The organism is Edwardsiella piscicida (genome assembly GCF_021733145.1).
GTDB lineage: Bacteria > Pseudomonadota > Gammaproteobacteria > Enterobacterales > Enterobacteriaceae > Edwardsiella > Edwardsiella piscicida.
In genome coordinates this window covers 1,472,125-1,490,513 of the sequence record NZ_CP090968.1, presented here as the reverse complement: position 1 = coordinate 1,490,513, position 18,389 = coordinate 1,472,125, and the positions used below count along the sequence as shown (strand labels likewise).

General features: G+C 57.6%; 14 protein-coding genes. 9 read left to right on the top strand and 5 right to left on the bottom strand.

The genetic code is table 11. From position 1 onward, the window contains the following. Positions 1 to 87 precede the first annotated feature (87 nt). The 5 genes from nikA to nikE are packed head-to-tail and all read left to right on the top strand — an operon-like array spanning position 88 to position 5,003. On the top strand, positions 88 to 1,656 hold the full coding sequence (gene nikA / locus L1P05_RS06735) for a nickel ABC transporter substrate-binding protein (RefSeq protein WP_012848235.1): 1,569 nt from the start codon (positions 88 to 90) through the stop codon (positions 1,654 to 1,656). After that, entirely contained in the window at positions 1,656 to 2,600 is a 945-nt protein-coding gene (nikB, locus tag L1P05_RS06730) for a nickel ABC transporter permease subunit NikB (RefSeq protein WP_012848234.1), read from the top strand. The genes nikA and nikB overlap by 1 nt, the downstream gene beginning before the upstream one ends. Then, positions 2,597 to 3,430 (top strand): nickel ABC transporter permease subunit NikC, encoded by an 834-nt coding sequence (gene nikC, locus L1P05_RS06725; protein ID WP_012848233.1) that lies wholly within the window; start codon positions 2,597 to 2,599, stop codon positions 3,428 to 3,430. Before nikB ends, nikC begins: the two co-directional genes overlap by 4 nt. Continuing rightward, positions 3,430 to 4,194 (top strand): nickel import ATP-binding protein NikD, encoded by a 765-nt coding sequence (nikD, locus tag L1P05_RS06720; protein ID WP_012848232.1) that lies wholly within the window; start codon positions 3,430 to 3,432, stop codon positions 4,192 to 4,194. The genes nikC and nikD overlap by 1 nt, the downstream gene beginning before the upstream one ends. Next, positions 4,191 to 5,003 carry a nickel import ATP-binding protein NikE gene (gene nikE, locus L1P05_RS06715; RefSeq protein WP_012848231.1) on the top strand — a complete coding sequence of 271 codons (813 nt, stop codon included), beginning with the start codon at positions 4,191 to 4,193 and terminating at the stop codon, positions 5,001 to 5,003. Before nikD ends, nikE begins: the two co-directional genes overlap by 4 nt. A gap of 124 nt (positions 5,004 to 5,127) precedes the next feature. On the opposite strand, the gene L1P05_RS06710 is transcribed toward nikE, so the two are convergent. The 4 genes from L1P05_RS06710 to dbpA form a co-directional block, all read right to left on the bottom strand. Next, positions 5,128 to 6,603, bottom strand: coding sequence for an MFS transporter (locus tag L1P05_RS06710; protein WP_012848230.1), 1,476 nt, complete (start codon positions 6,601 to 6,603; stop codon positions 5,128 to 5,130). A gap of 45 nt (positions 6,604 to 6,648) precedes the next feature. Continuing rightward, positions 6,649 to 6,852 carry a cupin domain-containing protein gene (locus L1P05_RS06705; protein ID WP_231295888.1) on the bottom strand — a complete coding sequence of 68 codons (204 nt, stop codon included), beginning with the start codon at positions 6,850 to 6,852 and terminating at the stop codon, positions 6,649 to 6,651. Positions 6,853 to 7,211: 359 nt separating this feature from the next. After that, the gene (locus tag L1P05_RS06700) at positions 7,212 to 7,850 is read right to left on the bottom strand and encodes a GNAT family N-acetyltransferase (protein WP_012848228.1); all 639 of its coding nucleotides are present in this window, start codon (positions 7,848 to 7,850) and stop codon (positions 7,212 to 7,214) included. Positions 7,851 to 8,844: 994 nt separating this feature from the next. After that, positions 8,845 to 10,218 (bottom strand): ATP-dependent RNA helicase DbpA, encoded by a 1,374-nt coding sequence (gene dbpA / locus L1P05_RS06695; protein WP_012848226.1) that lies wholly within the window; start codon positions 10,216 to 10,218, stop codon positions 8,845 to 8,847. 174 nt (positions 10,219 to 10,392) lie between these two features. On the opposite strand from dbpA, the gene L1P05_RS06690 reads away from it, so the two are divergent. From L1P05_RS06690 to L1P05_RS06680, 3 genes are all read left to right on the top strand, one after another. Continuing rightward, on the top strand, positions 10,393 to 10,932 hold the full coding sequence (locus tag L1P05_RS06690) for a DUF2058 domain-containing protein (protein ID WP_015461319.1): 540 nt from the start codon (positions 10,393 to 10,395) through the stop codon (positions 10,930 to 10,932). Positions 10,933 to 11,797: 865 nt separating this feature from the next. Next, the gene (locus tag L1P05_RS06685) at positions 11,798 to 13,345 is read left to right on the top strand and encodes a catalase (protein WP_012848224.1); all 1,548 of its coding nucleotides are present in this window, start codon (positions 11,798 to 11,800) and stop codon (positions 13,343 to 13,345) included. A 63-nt stretch (positions 13,346 to 13,408) separates the two neighbouring features. Continuing rightward, positions 13,409 to 13,960: an ankyrin repeat domain-containing protein gene (locus L1P05_RS06680; RefSeq protein WP_012848223.1), complete on the top strand. Its 552-nt coding sequence runs from the start codon at positions 13,409 to 13,411 to the stop codon at positions 13,958 to 13,960. Between the two features lie 195 nt (positions 13,961 to 14,155). Here the strand turns inward: L1P05_RS06680 and L1P05_RS06675 are convergent, their stop codons facing one another. Further along, positions 14,156 to 15,622: a basic amino acid/polyamine antiporter gene (locus tag L1P05_RS06675; protein WP_012848222.1), complete on the bottom strand. Its 1,467-nt coding sequence runs from the start codon at positions 15,620 to 15,622 to the stop codon at positions 14,156 to 14,158. Between the two features lie 584 nt (positions 15,623 to 16,206). Here L1P05_RS06675 and L1P05_RS06670 point away from each other — a divergent pair. Beyond that, positions 16,207 to 18,369, top strand: a complete 2,163-nt coding sequence (locus L1P05_RS06670) for an FAD-dependent oxidoreductase (RefSeq protein ID WP_015683323.1) — start codon at positions 16,207 to 16,209, stop codon at positions 18,367 to 18,369. Positions 18,370 to 18,389: the final 20 nt, after the last annotated feature.

The following is an 18,389-nucleotide window of genomic DNA, read 5'->3' as shown; positions in this document are numbered from 1 at the left end:
CATTTCATTGATCCATCACACATTAAGAGTATGCAGAATTTATAAAATCATCATACTCATTCTCCTCCCTAATCTGAGGCCACCGTTTTGTCCCGACTACGCCGCACCCTCTGCGCGCTGCTCAGCTGCGCCACCCTATTCGCCCACGCCGCCGTGGAACAAATCACCACCGCCTGGCCGACCAATGTCGGACCGCTGAACCCACACCTGTATGCCCCTAACCAGATGTTCGCCCAGAGCATGGTGTATGAACCGCTGGTCAAGTATCAGGCGGATGGCTCAGTGAGCCCCTGGTTGGCCGAGCGTTGGCACCACTCCGCCGATGGCAAGGTCTGGACCTTTATCCTGCGCCAGGGGGTGACCTTCTCCAACGGCGAGCCGTTCGATGCCGAGGCCGCCGCCGCCAACTTCCACGCGGTGCTGGCGAACCGCCAGCGCCACGCCTGGCTGGAGCTGGCCAATCAGATCGTCGACGTCCAGGCAATCGCCCCGCAGACGCTGCAGATCACCCTCAAAAGCGCCTACTACCCCTTCCTGCAGGAGCTGGCGCTGCCGCGCCCCTTCCGTTTCATCGCCCCGTCGCAGTTCAAGGCACAGGGCAGCCATCTCGGCATCCAGCAACCGATCGGCACCGGTCCCTGGATACTGAAAAGCAGCAAGCTCAATCAATACGATGTATTGGTGCGCAACGAACGCTACTGGGGCCGCAAACCGGCCCTGCGTCAGATCACCGTCAAGGTGATCCCCGATGCCACCACCCGCGCCGTGGCCTTCGAGACCGGCGAGATCGATCTGCTGTATGGGAATGAGGGACTGCTGCCCCTCGACACCTTCGCCCGCTTCAGCCAGACCCCCGGCTACCGCACGCAGCTCTCCGCCCCCGTCGAGACGGTCGTGCTGGCGCTCAACTCCGCCCAGGCGCCAACCGATGAGCTGGCGGTGCGTGAGGCGCTGAACCACGCGGTCAATAAGCCCGCGCTGATCGCACACGCCCTGTACGGTACCCAACAGGTGGCCGATACCCTGTTCGCCCCCAGCGTTCCCTATGCCGACATTGGGCTGGCGCCACGGCACTATGATCCTCAGCAGGCCCGCGCGCGGTTAGAGCAGGCGGGCTGGACTCTCCCCGCAGGCAAAACGATCCGCGAAAAACAGGGCAAGCCGTTGCGCATTGAACTCGCCTTCGTCGGCACCGACGCCCTGAGCAAGTCGATGGCCGAGATCATCCAAGGGGATATGCGCCAGATCGGCGTTGACATCACGCTCGTCGCGGAGGAGGAGAGCAGTATCTTCGCCCGCCAGCGTGACGGCCGCTTCGGCATGATTTTCAACCGCACCTGGGGAGCCCCCTACGACCCGCACGCCTTCATGAGCTCGATGCGCGTCCCGTCGCACGCCGACTTCCAGGCGCAACGCGGCCTGCCCGATAAGGCGCAGATCGATCGGCTGATCGGCGACGTCCTCACCACCGGTGATGAGCAGCGGCGCCGGGCCCTGTACCAGGACATCCTGACACGGCTGCATCGCCAGGCGGTCTATCTGCCCATCAGCTACGTCTCGACGATGGTGGTCGCGAAGCCGGCGCTCGGCCCCATTCCGTATGCGGCCATCGCCTCGGAGATCCCCTTCGAACAGATCGCCCCGGAGGCTCCCTGATGTGGCGTTACGCTACGCGGCGTCTGCTGCTGCTAATCCCGATGATCTTCGCCGCCTCGCTGCTCATCTTCCTGATGCTGCGCCTGGGAACCGGCGATCCGGCGCTCGACTACCTGCGCCTCTCCAACCTGCCGCCGACCCCCGAGATGGTCGCCTCCACCCGCGCCATGCTCGGGCTGGATCAGCCGCTATGGATGCAGTACGCCCACTGGCTATGGCGAGCGCTACACCTGGATTTCGGCCTCTCCTACGCCACCCAGCGCCCGGTGCTGGATGACGTGCTGGGCTTCCTGCCCGCCACGCTGTTGCTGGCGGGGGCGGCCCTGGTGCTGATCCTGCTCATCTCGATTCCGCTGGGGATCTGGGCGGCGCGCCACCGCGACCGCTTGCCAGACTTCATCGTCCGGCTGATCGCCTTTCTCGGTGTCTCGATGCCGAATTTCTGGCTGGCCTTTCTGCTGGTGATGCTCTTCGCGGTCTACCTGCAATGGCTGCCGGCGATGGGCTACGGTGGCTGGCGTCATCTGATCCTGCCCGCCGCCTCGATCGCCTTTATGTCGCTGGCGATCAATGCCCGCCTGCTGCGCGCCAGCATGCTGGAGGCCGCCGGCCAGCGCCACGTCACCTGGGCGCGGCTACGCGGGCTGGACCGCCGCCAGACCGAGCGGCGTCACATCCTGCGCAACGCCGCGCTGCCCATCGTCACCGCCGTCGGGATGCACATCGGCGAGCTGATCGGCGGCACGATGATCATCGAAAACATCTTTGCCTGGCCCGGCGTCGGCCGCTATGCCGTGTCGGCCATCTTCAACCGCGACTATCCGGTGATCCAGTGCTTCACCCTGATCATGGTGGTGGTCTTTGTGCTCTGTAACCTGGCGGTCGATCTCCTTAACGCCGCGCTCGATCCGCGCATTCGCCATCATGAGGGGGCGCACGCATGAATTTTTACCGCTCCGCCCGCGGGTCGGTACGTCTGGCCCTGCTGCTCATTATCCTGTTGACGCTGATCGCCCTCAGCAGCCACTACTGGCTGCCGCACGATCCCTACGCCATCGATCTCGCCGCGCGCCTGCGTGCGCCGGATGGCCAACACTGGCTCGGTACCGACCACCTGGGGCGTGACATCCTCTCGCGCCTGCTGGCCGCGACGCGCGTCTCGCTGGGATCGGTACTGGCTTGCCTGCTGCTGGTACTGGCGCTGGGTCTGATCATCGGCGGCAGCGCCGGGCTACTCGGCGGGCGCATCGATCAGGCGAGCATGCGCCTCGCCGACATGTTCATGACCTTTCCGACCTCGATCCTCTCCTTCTTCATGGTCGGGGTGCTGGGCACCGGTCTGACCAACGTGATCATCGCCATCGCCCTGTCGCACTGGGCCTGGTATGCGCGGATGGTGCGCAGTCTGGTCATCACCCTGCGCCAGCGCGAGTACATCCTCGCCGCCCGCCTCTCCGGCGCCGGCTATCTGCGGATATTCATCGACCACCTGTCGGGGGCGGTGATCCCCTCGCTACTGGTCTTGGCGACGCTGGATATCGGCCACATGATGCTGCACGTCGCCGGCATGTCCTTCCTCGGCCTCGGCGTGGCGGCGCCGACCGCCGAATGGGGGGTGATGATCAACGACGCCCGCCAGTACATCTGGACCCAGCCGCTGCAAATGTTTTGGCCCGGCCTGGCGCTGTTCCTCAGCGTGATGGCCTTTAATCTGGTGGGCGACGCACTGCGTGACCATCTCGATCCTCACCTGGTAACGGAGCACGCACACTGATGCCACAACGACTCGATTTACACCAGATCTCCCTCCAGGCGACGCGTCCGCTGGTGCACGGGGTCTCGCTGACCCTACGACGCGGCCGGGTGCTGGCGTTGGTTGGCGGCAGCGGCAGCGGCAAGTCCCTGACCTGCGCCGCCGCGCTGGGCGTCTTACCCGCCGGTGTGCGCCAACTGGCCGGGCAGATCCGGCTGGATGGCATGCCCATCGCCCCCGCCGCGCTGCGCGGTCGCCATGTCGCCACCGTTATGCAGAATCCGCGCAGCGCCTTTAATCCCCTGCACACCATGACCAGCCATGCCCGAGAAACCTGTCTGGCGTTGGCGAAACCGGCGGACGACGACACGCTGATGCGCGCCCTGACGGCGGTCGGATTGGATGACCCCCTGCGGGTATTACAGAGCTATCCCTTCGAGATGAGCGGCGGCATGCTGCAACGGATGATGATCGCCATGGCGCTGCTGAGCGACGCGCCGTTTCTCATCGCCGACGAGCCGACCACCGATCTCGACGCGGTGGCGCAGGCGCGCATCCTGGATCTGCTGGCGACGATCGTGCGCCAACGCGCGCCCGGCATGCTGCTGGTCACCCATGATATGGGCGTCGTCGCCCGCCTGGCGGACGATGTGGCGGTGATGGCCGACGGACGGGTGGTGGAACAGGGTGAGGTCGAACCGGTGTTCCACGCGCCACGCCACGCCGTGACGCAGGCGTTAGTCGCCGCGCATTTGGCCCTGTATGGACTGGAGATCGCCGGATGAGCCTACTCAGTACGCAGACCCTCTCCCACCGCTACCGCCATGCGGCACTGGGACACCAAGCGCAGCAGGTGCTCCAGGCGATCTCGTTACAGCTGCACAGGGGCGAGAGTGTCGCCCTGCTGGGGCGCAGCGGCTGCGGCAAGAGCACGCTGGCGCGCCTGTTAGTCGGGCTGGAACAGCCCACGCAAGGGATCGTCTGCTGGCATGATACCCCCTTGTCGCAGCTCGATCGCCGGGCGAAAAAGGCGTTCCGCCGCGACATCCAGCTGGTGTTCCAGGATGCGATCGGCGCGGTCGATCCGCGCCAGACGGTACGGGCGATCCTGCGCGAGCCGATGCGCCACCTGCTGTCGCTCTCCCCGGCGGAGCAGCGGGTGCGGGCGGGCGAGATGCTACGGGCGGTCGAGTTGGACGAAGGCGTGCTCGATCAGCGCCCCCCGCAGCTGAGCGGCGGCCAGCTACAGCGCGTCTGCCTGGCGCGGGCGCTGGTGGTCAACCCCAAACTGCTGATCCTCGACGAAGCCGTCTCTAGCCTCGACCTGGTGCTACAGGCCGAGATCCTCGCGCTCCTCAAACGGCTCCAGCAGCAGCGGGACACCGGTTACCTGTTCATCACCCATGATCTGCGCCTGGTCGAACGCTTCTGCCAACGGGTACTCGTGATGGATCAAGGGCAGATCGTCGAGACGCAGACCGTCGGCGAACGCCTGACGCTCACCTCCGCCGCCGGGCAGGCACTCCAGCAGGCGGTGCTGCCCGCCTTTCCCCTGCGACGCCGCGCGGGCGCGGAAGAGGCGGTGCGCCGCTAACCCTGTCTGGCGGCGTTCAGGCGGTGATAAGGGGATGGCATGGGTAAGGTATGTAGCTGGTGTATGGATTACCTGCAGCATCCCCGCATCATCGCCCGCCTGAGCGGTGGCTAACTTTCCCCTCTCACGATCGGCTCGGGATCAGGCGCCACGACAGCGCGGCCAACAGAAACAGGATCAGGCAGGCGATGATCAGCACCGCGCTATGCGCCGACAGAAACGCCTGGCCGGCGATGCTGAGCACCGCCTCCCGATCGGCGGGGCTAAGGTGTGCGGCCACCTGGATGGTCTCTCCCAGCGAGGTGCCGAACTCGGCGGGGGCCATGTCGCCCAGGCGCTCGCGCAGATTCCCCACATAAAACAGCGACAGCAGGATCCCGAACAGGGTCACGCCGAGACCGGTGCCCAGCTCATAGGCCATCCCTTCGATCGCTCCCACCGCCGCCGCCTTATCCTTCGGCGCCGCCGCCAGGATGGTCGAGGTAGCCGACAGGAACGCCATCTCCAGGCCAACGCCCAGCAGGACCATCAACAGCGTCGACTTAGCATAGGCCGCCGTCACATCGATCAGCGCCAGGCTCAGCAGAGCCGTCCCTCCCACGACTAACCCGAGACACGCCGTGAGTTTAAAGCCGAGCCGGTTTAGCAGCATCACCACCGGGAAGGAGGAGAGACCGAACGACAGCATAAAGGGGAACATGAAGAGGCCCGCCTGCAACGGCGAATAGCCATGGGTAAACTGCAGCTCTTGCGCCATCAGCAGCTCAAACCCTACCACCGCCACCATCGAAAACACCACCACCACGGTACTGGTCGACACCATCGGGTTGCCAAACAGGGCAAAGTCGATCAGCGGATGCGCCTTCCGCAGGGAGAAGCGAATGAAACCATACATCACCAGCAGGCCGCTGGCCAATACCGCCAGGCTGATATAGCCCAGGCCCGCAAAGACATTCTTGAGACCGAAGACGATGGCGATGATCGCGCTAATGAACACCAGCGCCTGCAATAGATTGATGCTTTGCCGGCTATTTATCTCTTGGCGCCGTAACAGGCAAACGATCAGGGGAATGGAGAGCAGCACGATGGGAATATTGATCAAAAACACCAGCGTCCAGTCATAATAATTCAGGATATAGCCGCCGACCAGTGGACCCAGCGCCGCGCCGCCGCCGCCGACAAAGGCCCACACGCCGATCGCCATATTGCGCTCGGCGTTGTCGGTAAAGACATCGCGCAGGCAAGCGAGCGTCGCCGGTAAGATCATCGAGGCCCCCAGCGCCAGCAGCGCGCGGGAGGCGATCAGCATCTGCGCGCTCTGGGAGAGCGCCGCCGCCAACGACGCCAGGCCGAAGATCAGCACGCCGGCCAGCATCAGCTTCTTATAACCGATGCGATCACCGAGGCTGCCCATCGGTAACAATAATCCCGCCATCAATAAGGCATAAATATCGATCACCCACAGCAGCTGATTACTGGTTAAATTTAGGCTGCGGTTTAGCGTCGGCACCGCAACATGCAAAATAGTCGCATCCAGCGACACGGGCAAGTAGACCAAGATGATAACGAATAACACCGTTATCTTTGTTAACGAGAACATAAAAAATCATTCCATCCCTAAGCAGAGCGCAGATCAGCGCTTGGTTTATTCGACCTTGACATAGTATTTAACAAACTCGGCAGAGTGCGTCTCCCAGACGATCGGCGTCCCCTTACGAATAATCCAGCGATCCCCGGGAGGATACGTCTTACGTTCGCCCGGTGCGGTATTGGTCAGGGTCACACGCCCCCGCAACACGCTCGCTAGCGCTGAAAAAGGAAATATCCTACTGAATTTATTCAGCTTCACGGCGAAATAGCCCGTATCAACGCTACGTGCCGCGTCATTAATAAGATATTTACCATTCGATGTCCCCCTCCCCCGCAAAAGGGGTCATCTGCAGTTGCGCGAAATCGTCCCCATCATCCCGCGGCGCCTGGGGCGAATAGGCCTTGTCCAGATGATGCCAATCGGGCTCATCCGCGACATCCCATCAGGGATCGCACCCCAAACAATATAAATCCGTCGCCAGCACACCAATGCCACGGACATTCGCCCGCGCGTTGACTCGCGCGGCGATCTGGGCGATTAAACTGTCGGTAGCGGGATTAGCCCAAATCATATGGTTCTTTTATCATCTTGTTCCCTCAGAGGCCGTTGTTCATGATTCAGCTAATGGTCGTCGCGATATGTCCCTCATACAGGTAATACTCCTCAACGCCATCCTGCCAATAGAAAGTCTCACTCGCGATCTTGAGCAGTCCCTTCTTCTCGTAAAATAGAGAGTTCGACGCACTATCCGTAAAGACAAAAAAGGTATCGATACCTTGCGTCTGTAGATAGGCAAGACCTTGACGGTACAAACGACTGCCGAGTCCTAAACCACGAAACGGGGCATCGATGGCGAAGAAATTCAATGACGCATGATAGTGACGATGCGTACGCTGCAATAACCGCTGATTGATGCGTAGCGTATCAATATATTGCGCAAACACCCCACTTTTTCCCTCGCGAGAAATCAACGCCGACATCGCCGTCAATTGCTTATAGCTAAATTGACTCTCATAGAGAAAGTCAGGCGATTGCGCAATGGTAATAATACCGATGATCTGCTGCGCGCAACGCGCCACATAAATTTTTTGTGACGAGAGAATGATGTCATTTAAAAAATACTCGGCCATTGGCGAGACCTGATCCTCCTCCAGCCAAGCGTCATACTCCCAAGTTTTAATAATCAACGTAGTCAGTTGGGCATAGGCATCGTCATCGATCCGCGAGACTTCGGCTATCTCAATAGGATTCGTCACCGTAGAATTTCCTTATTGTTATGTTGTCCCTCGTCCAGCGCACCGTTTTTGCCGCGCCGGGACTCCGGCAGCGTGTCTAACCGGGCTCGCGCGAGTGATGTGGGCACTATACACACGATTGAGCGGTTGCTCAACATCAAAAATGAGCAGTCGCTCAAATTTAGCCTCATGATCAAATCAAAATAAAATCAATATATTAAATACCACATATGAAAATATATTGAGGAATATCAGCGGGAAAGCACCAGAGGGTTCACGGCAGCATTTTGCGTGACGAGCGTGGGCAGGCCGAGCCCCTTACAGTGACTCAGCCCATGAAACGCGATGATCGGTCGGAAGAGCCGACGCAAGCCATCGCTTGGCCCTTGTTCAGAGGGGTCGACATGTAACCGGCCGTTTTATCGAGTCGATAGGGGTGAAATAGAGCCGTAACGAGACACCCCGGCGGACAGGCCTTTTCGGCTAATCCACAAAGCCAATGCCAGAGAGGGGCATTATGGGATTGAAATGGTCTGCACCTCATCACAGCGCGACCTTGATGAAGGTTCCCCGCCGTGAATATGCGTTATTTAAAGCGCTGATCGTCAACGCCGTATTGCCATGTGGGCCTTAAGCATTTTTACGTAAACAAAGCGTAGTGAATCCGTCACGCTGGAGTCTAATAAAAAACGCACGGATATTGTTTAATATACGAAATCACCGCGCATTCCCTGTCAAAAAGTAAGGTGATAGTATATCCATAGGAATATATTATATTGTATGTGAAAAATACTAAAATCAATATAACCGCGCCAACGGCCAATTTAACGTCCAACTAAAATCAAAATCCGCTACCGCATCGGGTTTTTCCGCCCTCTTCGCTGACCGTAACACCTAAAAAAATCCACGCATTGGCGTGGATTTTTTTAATATCGCGATCGGCGCGGCGGCTCGCGCCCCTTAAAACACGCGCCGGAGGGGGAGGGTCCCCCGCTCCGGCGGCAATCAAGGCGCATCACTTCAGCAGTCGTACCTTTACCGCCTTCCCTTTGATCTTACCCTGCTGCAGCTGCTTCCAGGCCTGGCGAGCTACCGCTCGGCGTACCGCGACGTAGGCGTGGGTCGGGTGGATGTCGATCTTACCGATATCCGCGCCGTCCAGCCCCAGTTCACCGGTTAGCGCCCCCAGGATATCGCCCGGGCGCATTTTGGTTTTTTTACCGCCATCGATGCACAGGGTTGCCATCGCGGCCTCTAAGGCAACGATGCGCACGCCGCTCGGCAGCGGCTGCCACTGGAGTCTAGCGCCGAGCATCTCCTCCAGCGCGTTGGCACGCTGAGCCTCCTCCGGCGCGCAGAGGCTGATAGCCAGCCCGCTTTCGCCGGCGCGGGCGGTGCGGCCAATGCGGTGCACGTGAACCTCCGGATCCCAGGAGAGTTCATAGTTGATCACCATCTCCAGGGCCTTAATATCCAGCCCTCGGGCCGCCACATCCGTCGCCACCAGCACCCGGCTGCTGCCGTTGGCGAAACGCACCAGCGTCTGATCGCGATCGCGCTGCTCCATATCGCCGTGCAGCGCCAGCACGCTCTGCTCGCTGCCCTCCAGCGCATCATAAACCGCCTGACAATCTTTCTTAGTATTGCAGAACACCACGCAAGAGGCCGGCTGATACTGGCTTAACAGCGTCTGCAGCAGGCCGACCTTGCCGCCGCGGGAGACTTCGTAAAAACGCTGCTCCACCGCGGGCAGTTCGCCGTGGGTATCGATTTCAATCGTCAGCGGATCGCGCTGAATTCGGCGGCTAATGGCGGCGATCTCCGCAGGCCAGGTCGCGGAAAACAGCAGCGTCTGACGCTTTTCCGGTGCCCAGGAGATCACCTCGTCCAACGCATCGGCAAAGCCCATGTCCAGCATCCGATCCGCCTCATCCAAGATAAGCGTCTGCAGCGCCTCTAGGCTGACGGTCTCTTTTTTCAGGTGATCGAGCAGTCTGCCCGGCGTGGCCACGATGACGTGCGGCGCGTGGATCAGCGAATCGCGCTGCGCGCCGAAGGGGACGCCACCGCACAGCGTCAGCACTTTGATGTTCGGCATGTAGCGCGCCAGCTTGCGCAGCGCGGTCGCCACCTGGTCGGCCAGCTCACGGGTCGGGCACAGCACCAGCGACTGGGTAATAAACCGATTGGCATCAATATGCTGCAGCAGGCCAAGGCCAAACGCCGCCGTTTTACCGCTGCCGGTCTTCGCCTGCGCGCGGACATCCTTTCCCGCCAGAATAGCCGGCAGCGTCGCCGCCTGCACCGGCGTCATGGTCTGGTAGCCCAGCTCATTAAGGTTGTTGAGTTGTTCTTCAGGAAGGGCATTAAGTTCAGCAAACGATGTCACAGTGATAGTCTCAGCGGATAAAAAAGGCCGTCCGGGCGTTATTGCCAGGCCGTCAAAGCACCATGATACCATTCAATACCGGTGGCTATACCGTGATTTTACCCTGAGACGGGGTACAGCCTTCAAGATTGCAGGTATAATCTCACCGATAACTTGGCTGACTTAGATACGACGATGACAAAACTTACTTTACAAGAGCAGATGCTCAAAGCAGGACTCGTGACCAGCAAAAAGATGGCCAAGGTCCAGAGAACGGCCAAAAAATCACGGGTTCAGGCGCGTGAGGCCAGAGAGGCCGTGGAAGAAAAGAAGCAGGCGCAACTTGAGCGTGATAAGCAGCTGAGCGAACAGCAGAAGCAGGCGACTATCGCCAAAGAGGTCAAGGCTCAGGTTAAGCAGCTTATTGAGATGAATAGAATCACGCTTAAAAGAGGCGATATAGACTTTAACTTCACCGATAATAACGTGATCAAAAAAATCGCTGTGGATAAGCTGACGCAGACCCAGCTGATCAGCGGCCGGCTCGCCATTGCCCGTTTAGTCGTCGATAGCAGCGGCAAATGTGAATACGCCGTCATTCCGGCAAGCGTTGCCGATAAAATTGCACAGCGAGACGCAGACAGCATCGTCTTAAACAGCACGCTAAGCCAGGAAGCGCAGGACGAGGACGATCCGTACGCCGACTTTAAAGTGCCTGATGACTTGATGTGGTAAGTCCGCCACCGGGAACCGCGGCGTGATGGTCGGGAATATATATCCAGGCGGGGTACATACACTTACCAGCCTATAGCCTGCACGCGTCGCGGGCCCGTGAGTCACCATCGCGCGGGTGGCCGCCTAACGTAAAATAGCGCGATCGCCGCCGCCCCGCCCCAGCGTTTGCTTGCACTCGCGTTAGCGGCGCGACGCTTTCTTCCTCGCGCGCCATCATTGCTGCCCGGCATCAGTACGTATGTCTCGCTATTGACATCGCCCATGCCAGTAGAGAGAAGCGCATCTCGCCTTCAATGGCATTATCACGCAAGCGCTAGCCCCCCGGTTGTCTTACGCGACGCCTAAAGCCACCCTATTCGTGGCGCCGTACTTGCCCAGGCAAAATGCCACAATGGCGCAACCTCAACGAATCCAGATAAGGTACACAGCATGCTTTTATAATGAGATGAGTTTTACTCGTAGACTATTCTGCAATTACCCACATGCTATCGCTTTTCGGATAATTCCCGGTATGCATGTAAACCATGCTATATTCGCCGCCCCCTATCAAATCAATAGATATAATTAGTTAACAAATATGGCAGTCGGCCACCTACAATGATAAAAATGTTCAAATAGTAACCGCGCGGAAGGTTATAAGTCATAGCATATTATTATAATAAAATATCTCCACCCATTAGCATTCAGCATAATAAAATAAAACATTAGGATGTCGATACGCGTATTCTTTCCATCAAAAAAACATACAATATGAATGGCAGGAATGGTTATTTACCCAATAGTCAATATTGATTTTTTGCAATTCTTAGAAAAAACATAACTCAATAAACCATCGCAACATGCCACAACAACCGAGGAGAGTGCTATGCATATAGTCAATGGAATCAATGGATTAATCGCAAAAAAGAATGTGTTGTTTTTCTTAACCTCCTTAGCCATCAGCCCTTCCGTATTGGCTGACACCTTAACCCGGGATAATGGAGCCCCCGTCGGGGATAATCAAAACTCACAAACTGCCGGCCCTAATGGTCCAGTATTGCTACAGGATGTACAGCTATTACAAAAATTACAGCGCTTTGATCGTGAGCGTGTTCCAGAACGCGTAGTGCATGCTCGAGGTACAGGCGCTCACGGTGTATTTATGCCAACGGCGGATATTTCAGATTTAACCGTTGCAAAAGTCTTTACCCCCGGTAGTACAACGCCTGTTTTTGTCCGTTTCTCAAGCGTGGTGCATGGAACCCACTCGCCGGAAACCCTGCGCGATCCGCGTGGCTTTGCGACAAAATTTTATACTGCCGAGGGTAACTGGGACTTGGTAGGCAATAACTTCCCCACCTTCTTTATTCGTGATGCAATCAAGTTCCCGGATATGGTGCATGCGTTTAAGCCCGATCCCCGGACAAATCTTGATAATGATGCGCGACGCTTTGATTTTTTCTCACACCTGCCTGAGTCAACGCGGACCTTGACCTTGCTCTACTCTAACGAGGGTACGCCGCTATCCTATCGCAATATGGACGGTAACAGCGTACATGCCTATAAGCTGATTAATGACAAAGGCGAAGTCCACTATGTGAAGTTTCACTGGAAAACGCGCCAAGGGATCAAGAATCTGGATCCACAGCAGGTTGAACAGATTCAAGGTAAAGATTATAGCCATATGACGCAGGATCTGGTGACGGCAATCAACCGTGGCGACTATCCAAAATGGGATCTGTACATCCAGGTTCTCAAGCCCGCCGACCTAAAAAACTTCGATTTCGATCCGCTTGATGCCACGAAGGTCTGGCCAGATGTGCCTGAGCGAAAAATTGGCGAAATGGTTCTTAACAAAAACCCTGATAACGTTTTCCAAGAGACCGAGCAGGTGGCGATGGCGCCCTCAAACCTCATCCCGGGCATTGAACCATCGGAAGATAAGCTACTGCAAGGGCGCCTGTTCGCCTATGCCGATACACAATTTTACCGTATCGGCGCCAATGGACTTAGCCTACCGATAAACAAGCCTCATAGCGCGGTCAATAATGGCAACCAGGATGGGCAACTCAACAGTGGGCATACGCTAGACAAAGGGGTTAACTACCAGCCAAGCCGTATTTACCCGCGGGAAGAGTTGGTCTCCAGCCGTTATAGCCAGACGCCCCTGTCAGGCACCACGCAGCAAAGTAAAATCCAGCGCGAGCAAAATTTCAAACAGGCGGGAGAGCTTTATCGCTCGTACAGTAAAAAAGAGCAAAATGACCTCATCAATAGCCTGGGAACCTCCCTGACTAGCGCTGACACTGTCAGTAAAAACATTATGTTATCCTATTTTTATAAAGCGGATAAGGACTACGGCACTCGCCTTACCAGCGTCGCTAACGGTGATTTGCCAACGGTAAAAAACTTGGCGGATAAGCTCCAAGATTAAATCGTAATCGACTTAGCCCGCGTGATCGCGCGGGCTATTTATATCACCTGATAAGGCCATAGTATGAAAATACGCGCTCTGTTTTTTCTCTTATCAAGCCTAGTGGCGGTATCCAGTGCGCCAACATTTGCCCAGCCGCTCCCCGACTCACACTCGGTTAAGCAACAGCTAAACGGCTATCTGTGGAATGCCGCTCGCGATGGCAATATCGCGGTCATCAATGACTTTATCTCCACGGGCTACAACATGAATGTGCAAGATAGCCATGGTTATACGGCCGTGATCTTAGCGGCCTACCATGGCCATCAAGACATTGTAATGCGTTTAATCCATGCAGGAGCAGATCCTTGCCTGCGGGATAATCGTGGAAATACCGCGTTGATGGGAGCCATTTTCAAAGGTGAAGTCAGTATTGCCCGGAAACTGATTGCAGCCAAATGCAGCCCGGATATTCAGAATAAAGCAGGGCAAACGGCAGCGATGTATGCATCACTCTTCCAGCAGCATGAGTTGCTTGCCAAACTCGAGGCCAGTGGAGCGGATATGACTATCACGGACACTCACGGCAACAGCGTTGCTACCCTTTCCACGGGCGAGATTAATACAGGAAAATAATCCTCTGCATCACGGTATCTCGCCGACGCCGCCCTTTGGGGGGCGCGCAATACGCCTTGGCCCGAGTTCCCCCCAGGGTATCTCGCCACGGAAAGGAGCCGCCGGTAAAAGGCGCCCGCCGAGCGGACGTATTATCAGGGGTGTGCGTACTCGCCGCCGCCCCCCTTTTTTAGCCCACGTCAGTCATATTTTTAGTTAAATATTAATAATATTGCTCAATAGTAGATACAGGCTAATAATATCGATAATCAGCAGAGCTAACAGCACAGACATCTCAGTGCGGGTAAATATTTCTCTGCTGTCACACTCACTGCGCCTAGCCCAGACAAACAAGGGAATGCCCAACGTCAGGAGAAGAGGAACCAGCGTGAGATATTTAATCTGGCTTGCGTAAAACATGAAAAGACAAAACAGGAGACCGATAGCTCCCGTCACCAGCCCCACCCAGCGATTATTATCGCAATACCGGCGGTATTCTCCTGTTACACAAAGTTTGCATAAATAGGCTGTTGACATCAAATACGCAGGCAGCACCGTCAGCGCGGAAATCGCTAACATAGCCAGCCATGCATGCTGTGAAAAATAGGCCATAAAAACGACCAGCTGCATCAAACCACTGCTGACCCATAGCGACACAGAGGCCGAGCCCTTGCTATTTTTCTGCGCAAACCTGAGCGGAAAGGTTCCGTTATTCGCCGCCACCATGGGGATCTCGGCGCAAATCATGGTCCATGCCAACCAGCTGGACAGCACCGAAATCAGGACGCCAATGTTTATCAATACCTCGCCCCATTCACCGACCACGGCCTTCAAAACGCCCGCCGTCGATGGCGTTGGGATCACGCTAAGCGCCTGCTGCGACAAAACGCCAAACGGCAGTATTGATACCAAAATACAAATCACCAGTGAGATGATAAAGCCGATAAAGGTCGCTTTGCCGACATCCGCTGGGTGCTTGGCCCGGCCTGACAGCGCCACGGCGCCCTCGACCCCGATAAAGCACCACAGCGCGACATCAAGCGGTGAGGTTATCTGAGTAAATATCGGCCCCAGCCGCTGTTGTGGCAATAATGCGCTGTGTCCCCAGACATTGCTTATGATCTTCTGGTCATCAAGAAAATAGATCAGGACCAAAACAAAAACGATCAGTGGAATCGTTTTTGAAATTGTCCCGACGATATTAATAGCCCCGGCGACGCGCAGTCCTGACAAAACTAAAAAATTAAATCCCCAAATTAAGACAGATGAACCAATAACAGAGGTCAGGTTATTCCCCCCGGTGAAGTCACCGGGGAGAAAGTAATTCAATGTATCCATCACCATGATAGCAAAGGCGACGTTGCTGAAAATAGTCATCAGCCAGTAGCCCCAGGCAACGATAAACGCGATAAATGCGCCGAATCCCTCCCGCGCATACATATAGATTCCTGACTGTAAATCGGGACGAATGCGGGACAGTACAATAAATGTTCGCGAGATGAAAAACATGCCAAAGCCACAGATCAGCCACGCCGTGGCTATCGGGCCAACCGCCGAGTGCACCGCCATGTTTTGCGGTAGGCTATCTACGCCGCTGCCGATCATGGAGCTGACGACGATCGACACCAGTGCCAGGAGGCCCAGCTTCTGGCCCTTGCCGTTGTCAGATGCATCTGTTGACATGATTTATCCGCTCACTGTAAAGATAGATGGCATTTTTATATTTTAGACAAACATCAACCTAAAATTAGCTTTTTTTATTTTTAGATAAGCCACGATTGATTATTTATGATCCAACACGTGAGGTGTCAATATATATTCACACGGAGCCCCTTGCCGCACCGTGCTTCCTCAGGCTCACAAGCAAATAAAATAGAGCGCGTCGCCTAGGCTATTTATTATATATAAAAGACAACGCGCCGCCGCACGCGAGGCCCTGCCATGTATTACCCGCGATACGCAGCATCGACGACAGCGCTCAACGTCGCCCGTTAAGCGCAGGTAGCCGCGACACGGGGTTATCGTTCACCTTGCTCTCCGTCCCCGTAGCCCGAGCGAGAGCGAATGCCATCGTTCTCCGCTCACGGCCAGGCCGTGCCTGACCAGCGCACAGCTATATCAATTTCAAGTTTATTATCAATAGATTATCTATTATTTTGTATCGCACGATACAAAATAAATTGACGCTGCCGAGCCCAAATGTATATTCAATGTTAAAACAATCGCTCAATCGGCACGTTGCTCCGGCAACCCTCTCCGGAGTCACCATGAAAAAAACGCTGATCTTGCTCCTCTTGCTGCTGTTAATCCTGGCCTTCTTCACCCTGGATGGTCAGCGCTGGCTGACATTCGAGACGCTAAAACAGCACCAGGCCGCCATGGAAACGCTGCGTCACCAAGCCCCCTGGCAGAGCGCCGCGGCATTTTTCGCTCTTTATCTTCTGGTGGCCGCACTCTCTCTCCCCGGCGCCGCGGTCATGACGCTGGCCGCTGGACTGCTGTTTGGCCTCTGGCAGGGTACCCTGCTGGTCTCCTTTGCCTCCAGCGCCGGAGCAACGCTGGCCTTTTTAGCCTCGCGCTTTCTGCTGCGCGATACGCTGCGGCGCCGGCTGGGCGAGCGTCTGGCCACGCTCAACCAGGGGCTGGAGCGCGACGGCGCCTTTTACCTGTTTACCCTGCGCCTGGTGCCGCTGATGCCCTTTTTTCTTATCAACCTGCTGCTGGGGCTCAGCCCCCTTTCCGCGCGGCGCTTTTATTGGGTCAGCCAACTGGGGATGCTGCCGGGCACGCTGATCTACGTCAACGCGGGCACCCGCTTGGCCGACATTGACTCGCTGGCCGCCATCGTCTCACCGACGCTGCTGCTTTCATTTACCCTGCTCGGCGTATTTCCCTGGCTGGCCCGCTTTGGGGTACGTCAGCTTGCGCAGCGACGCTACTATCGTCGCTGGCGACGGCCGCGCCACCTTGAGCGTAATCTGGTGGTCATTGGCGCCGGCGCCGCCGGTCTAGTCAGCGCCTATATTGCCGCGACCGTCCGCGCCAAGGTCACCCTGATAGAGCGCGACGCGATGGGCGGCGACTGCCTGAATACCGGCTGCGTACCCAGCAAGGCGCTCATCCGTAGCGCCACGCTGGCACATCAGATGCGCCACGCCGATCGCTACGGACTACCGGCCACGCCGCCGGCGCTGCACTTTACACAGGTGATGGCGCGGGTGCGGGAAACCATCCAAAATATTGCTCCCCATGACAGCGTCGAGCGCTACACGGCGCTGGGGGTCGAGGTGCTAAAAGGGCGCGCCCGCGTCATATCGCCCTGGCAGGTAGAGGTCGACCTGGCTGACGGCACTCGGCGGATCATCAGCACTCGCGCCATCATCATCGCCGCCGGCGCGGAACCGATCGTACCCGATATCCCCGGGCTGCAGCCCGATGACTACCTGACCAGCGATACGCTGTGGCAGGCGTTGGCGCAGAGAGACGCGCCGCCGCCGCGCCTGCTGGTGCTGGGCGGTGGCCCTATCGGCTGTGAACTCTCCCAGGCGCTGACGCGGCTGGGGGCCGGCGTCACGCTGGTACAGCGGGGGCCGCGCGTTCTGCCCAAAGAGGATGTAGAGGTCAGTGCACGGATACAGCGCAGCCTATGCGCCGACGGCATTACGCTATTCACCGACTGCCAGACGCTGCGCATTGAGCGGGACGCCCTGGGCAAGCGCCTGATCGTCAGTCGAAACGGTCAAGAGATCGCCCTGGCGTTTGATGACCTGCTGCTGGCGCTAGGACGACGCCCCCGCCTGACCGGGTATGGGCTGGAGCAGCTGGGGATCGAGAGCGCGCAGCAGCTGTGTAGCAACGCCTATCTGCAGAGCCTGTGTCCCACCCTCTATGCCGCCGGTGACGTGGCGGGCGGCGATCAGTTTACCCACCTTGCCGCCCATATGGCCTGGTACGCCAGCGTCAATGCCCTGTTTGGCCGCCTCTGGCGCTGGCGCATCGACGATACGGTTATCCCGCGCTGTACCTTTGTCGATCCCCAGGTCGCCCGGGTGGGGCTAAACGAATCCGAGGCGCAGCGGCGCGGCATTCCCTATGAGGTGACCCGCTTTGCCTTGGCGGATCTCGATCGGGCCATCACCGATGGCGCTACCGAGGGGTTTATCACGGTGTTGACCCCGCCAGGTAAAGATCGCCTGCTGGGGGTCACCATCGTCGGCGAGCAGGCGGGAGAGATGCTGGCGGAATATACCCTGGCCATGCGCCACGGGATCGGGCTGAATAAGCTGCTGGCGACCGTTCACCCCTACCCGACCTACAGCGAAGCCAATAAATATGCGGCCGGCGTGTGGAAAAAGGCCCACGCGCCGCAGCGGGCGTTAGCCTGGCTGGCTCGCTATCATCGCTGGCAGCGGGGGCGATCGCACCCGTAGCGCGCCGCGATATGAGCGCG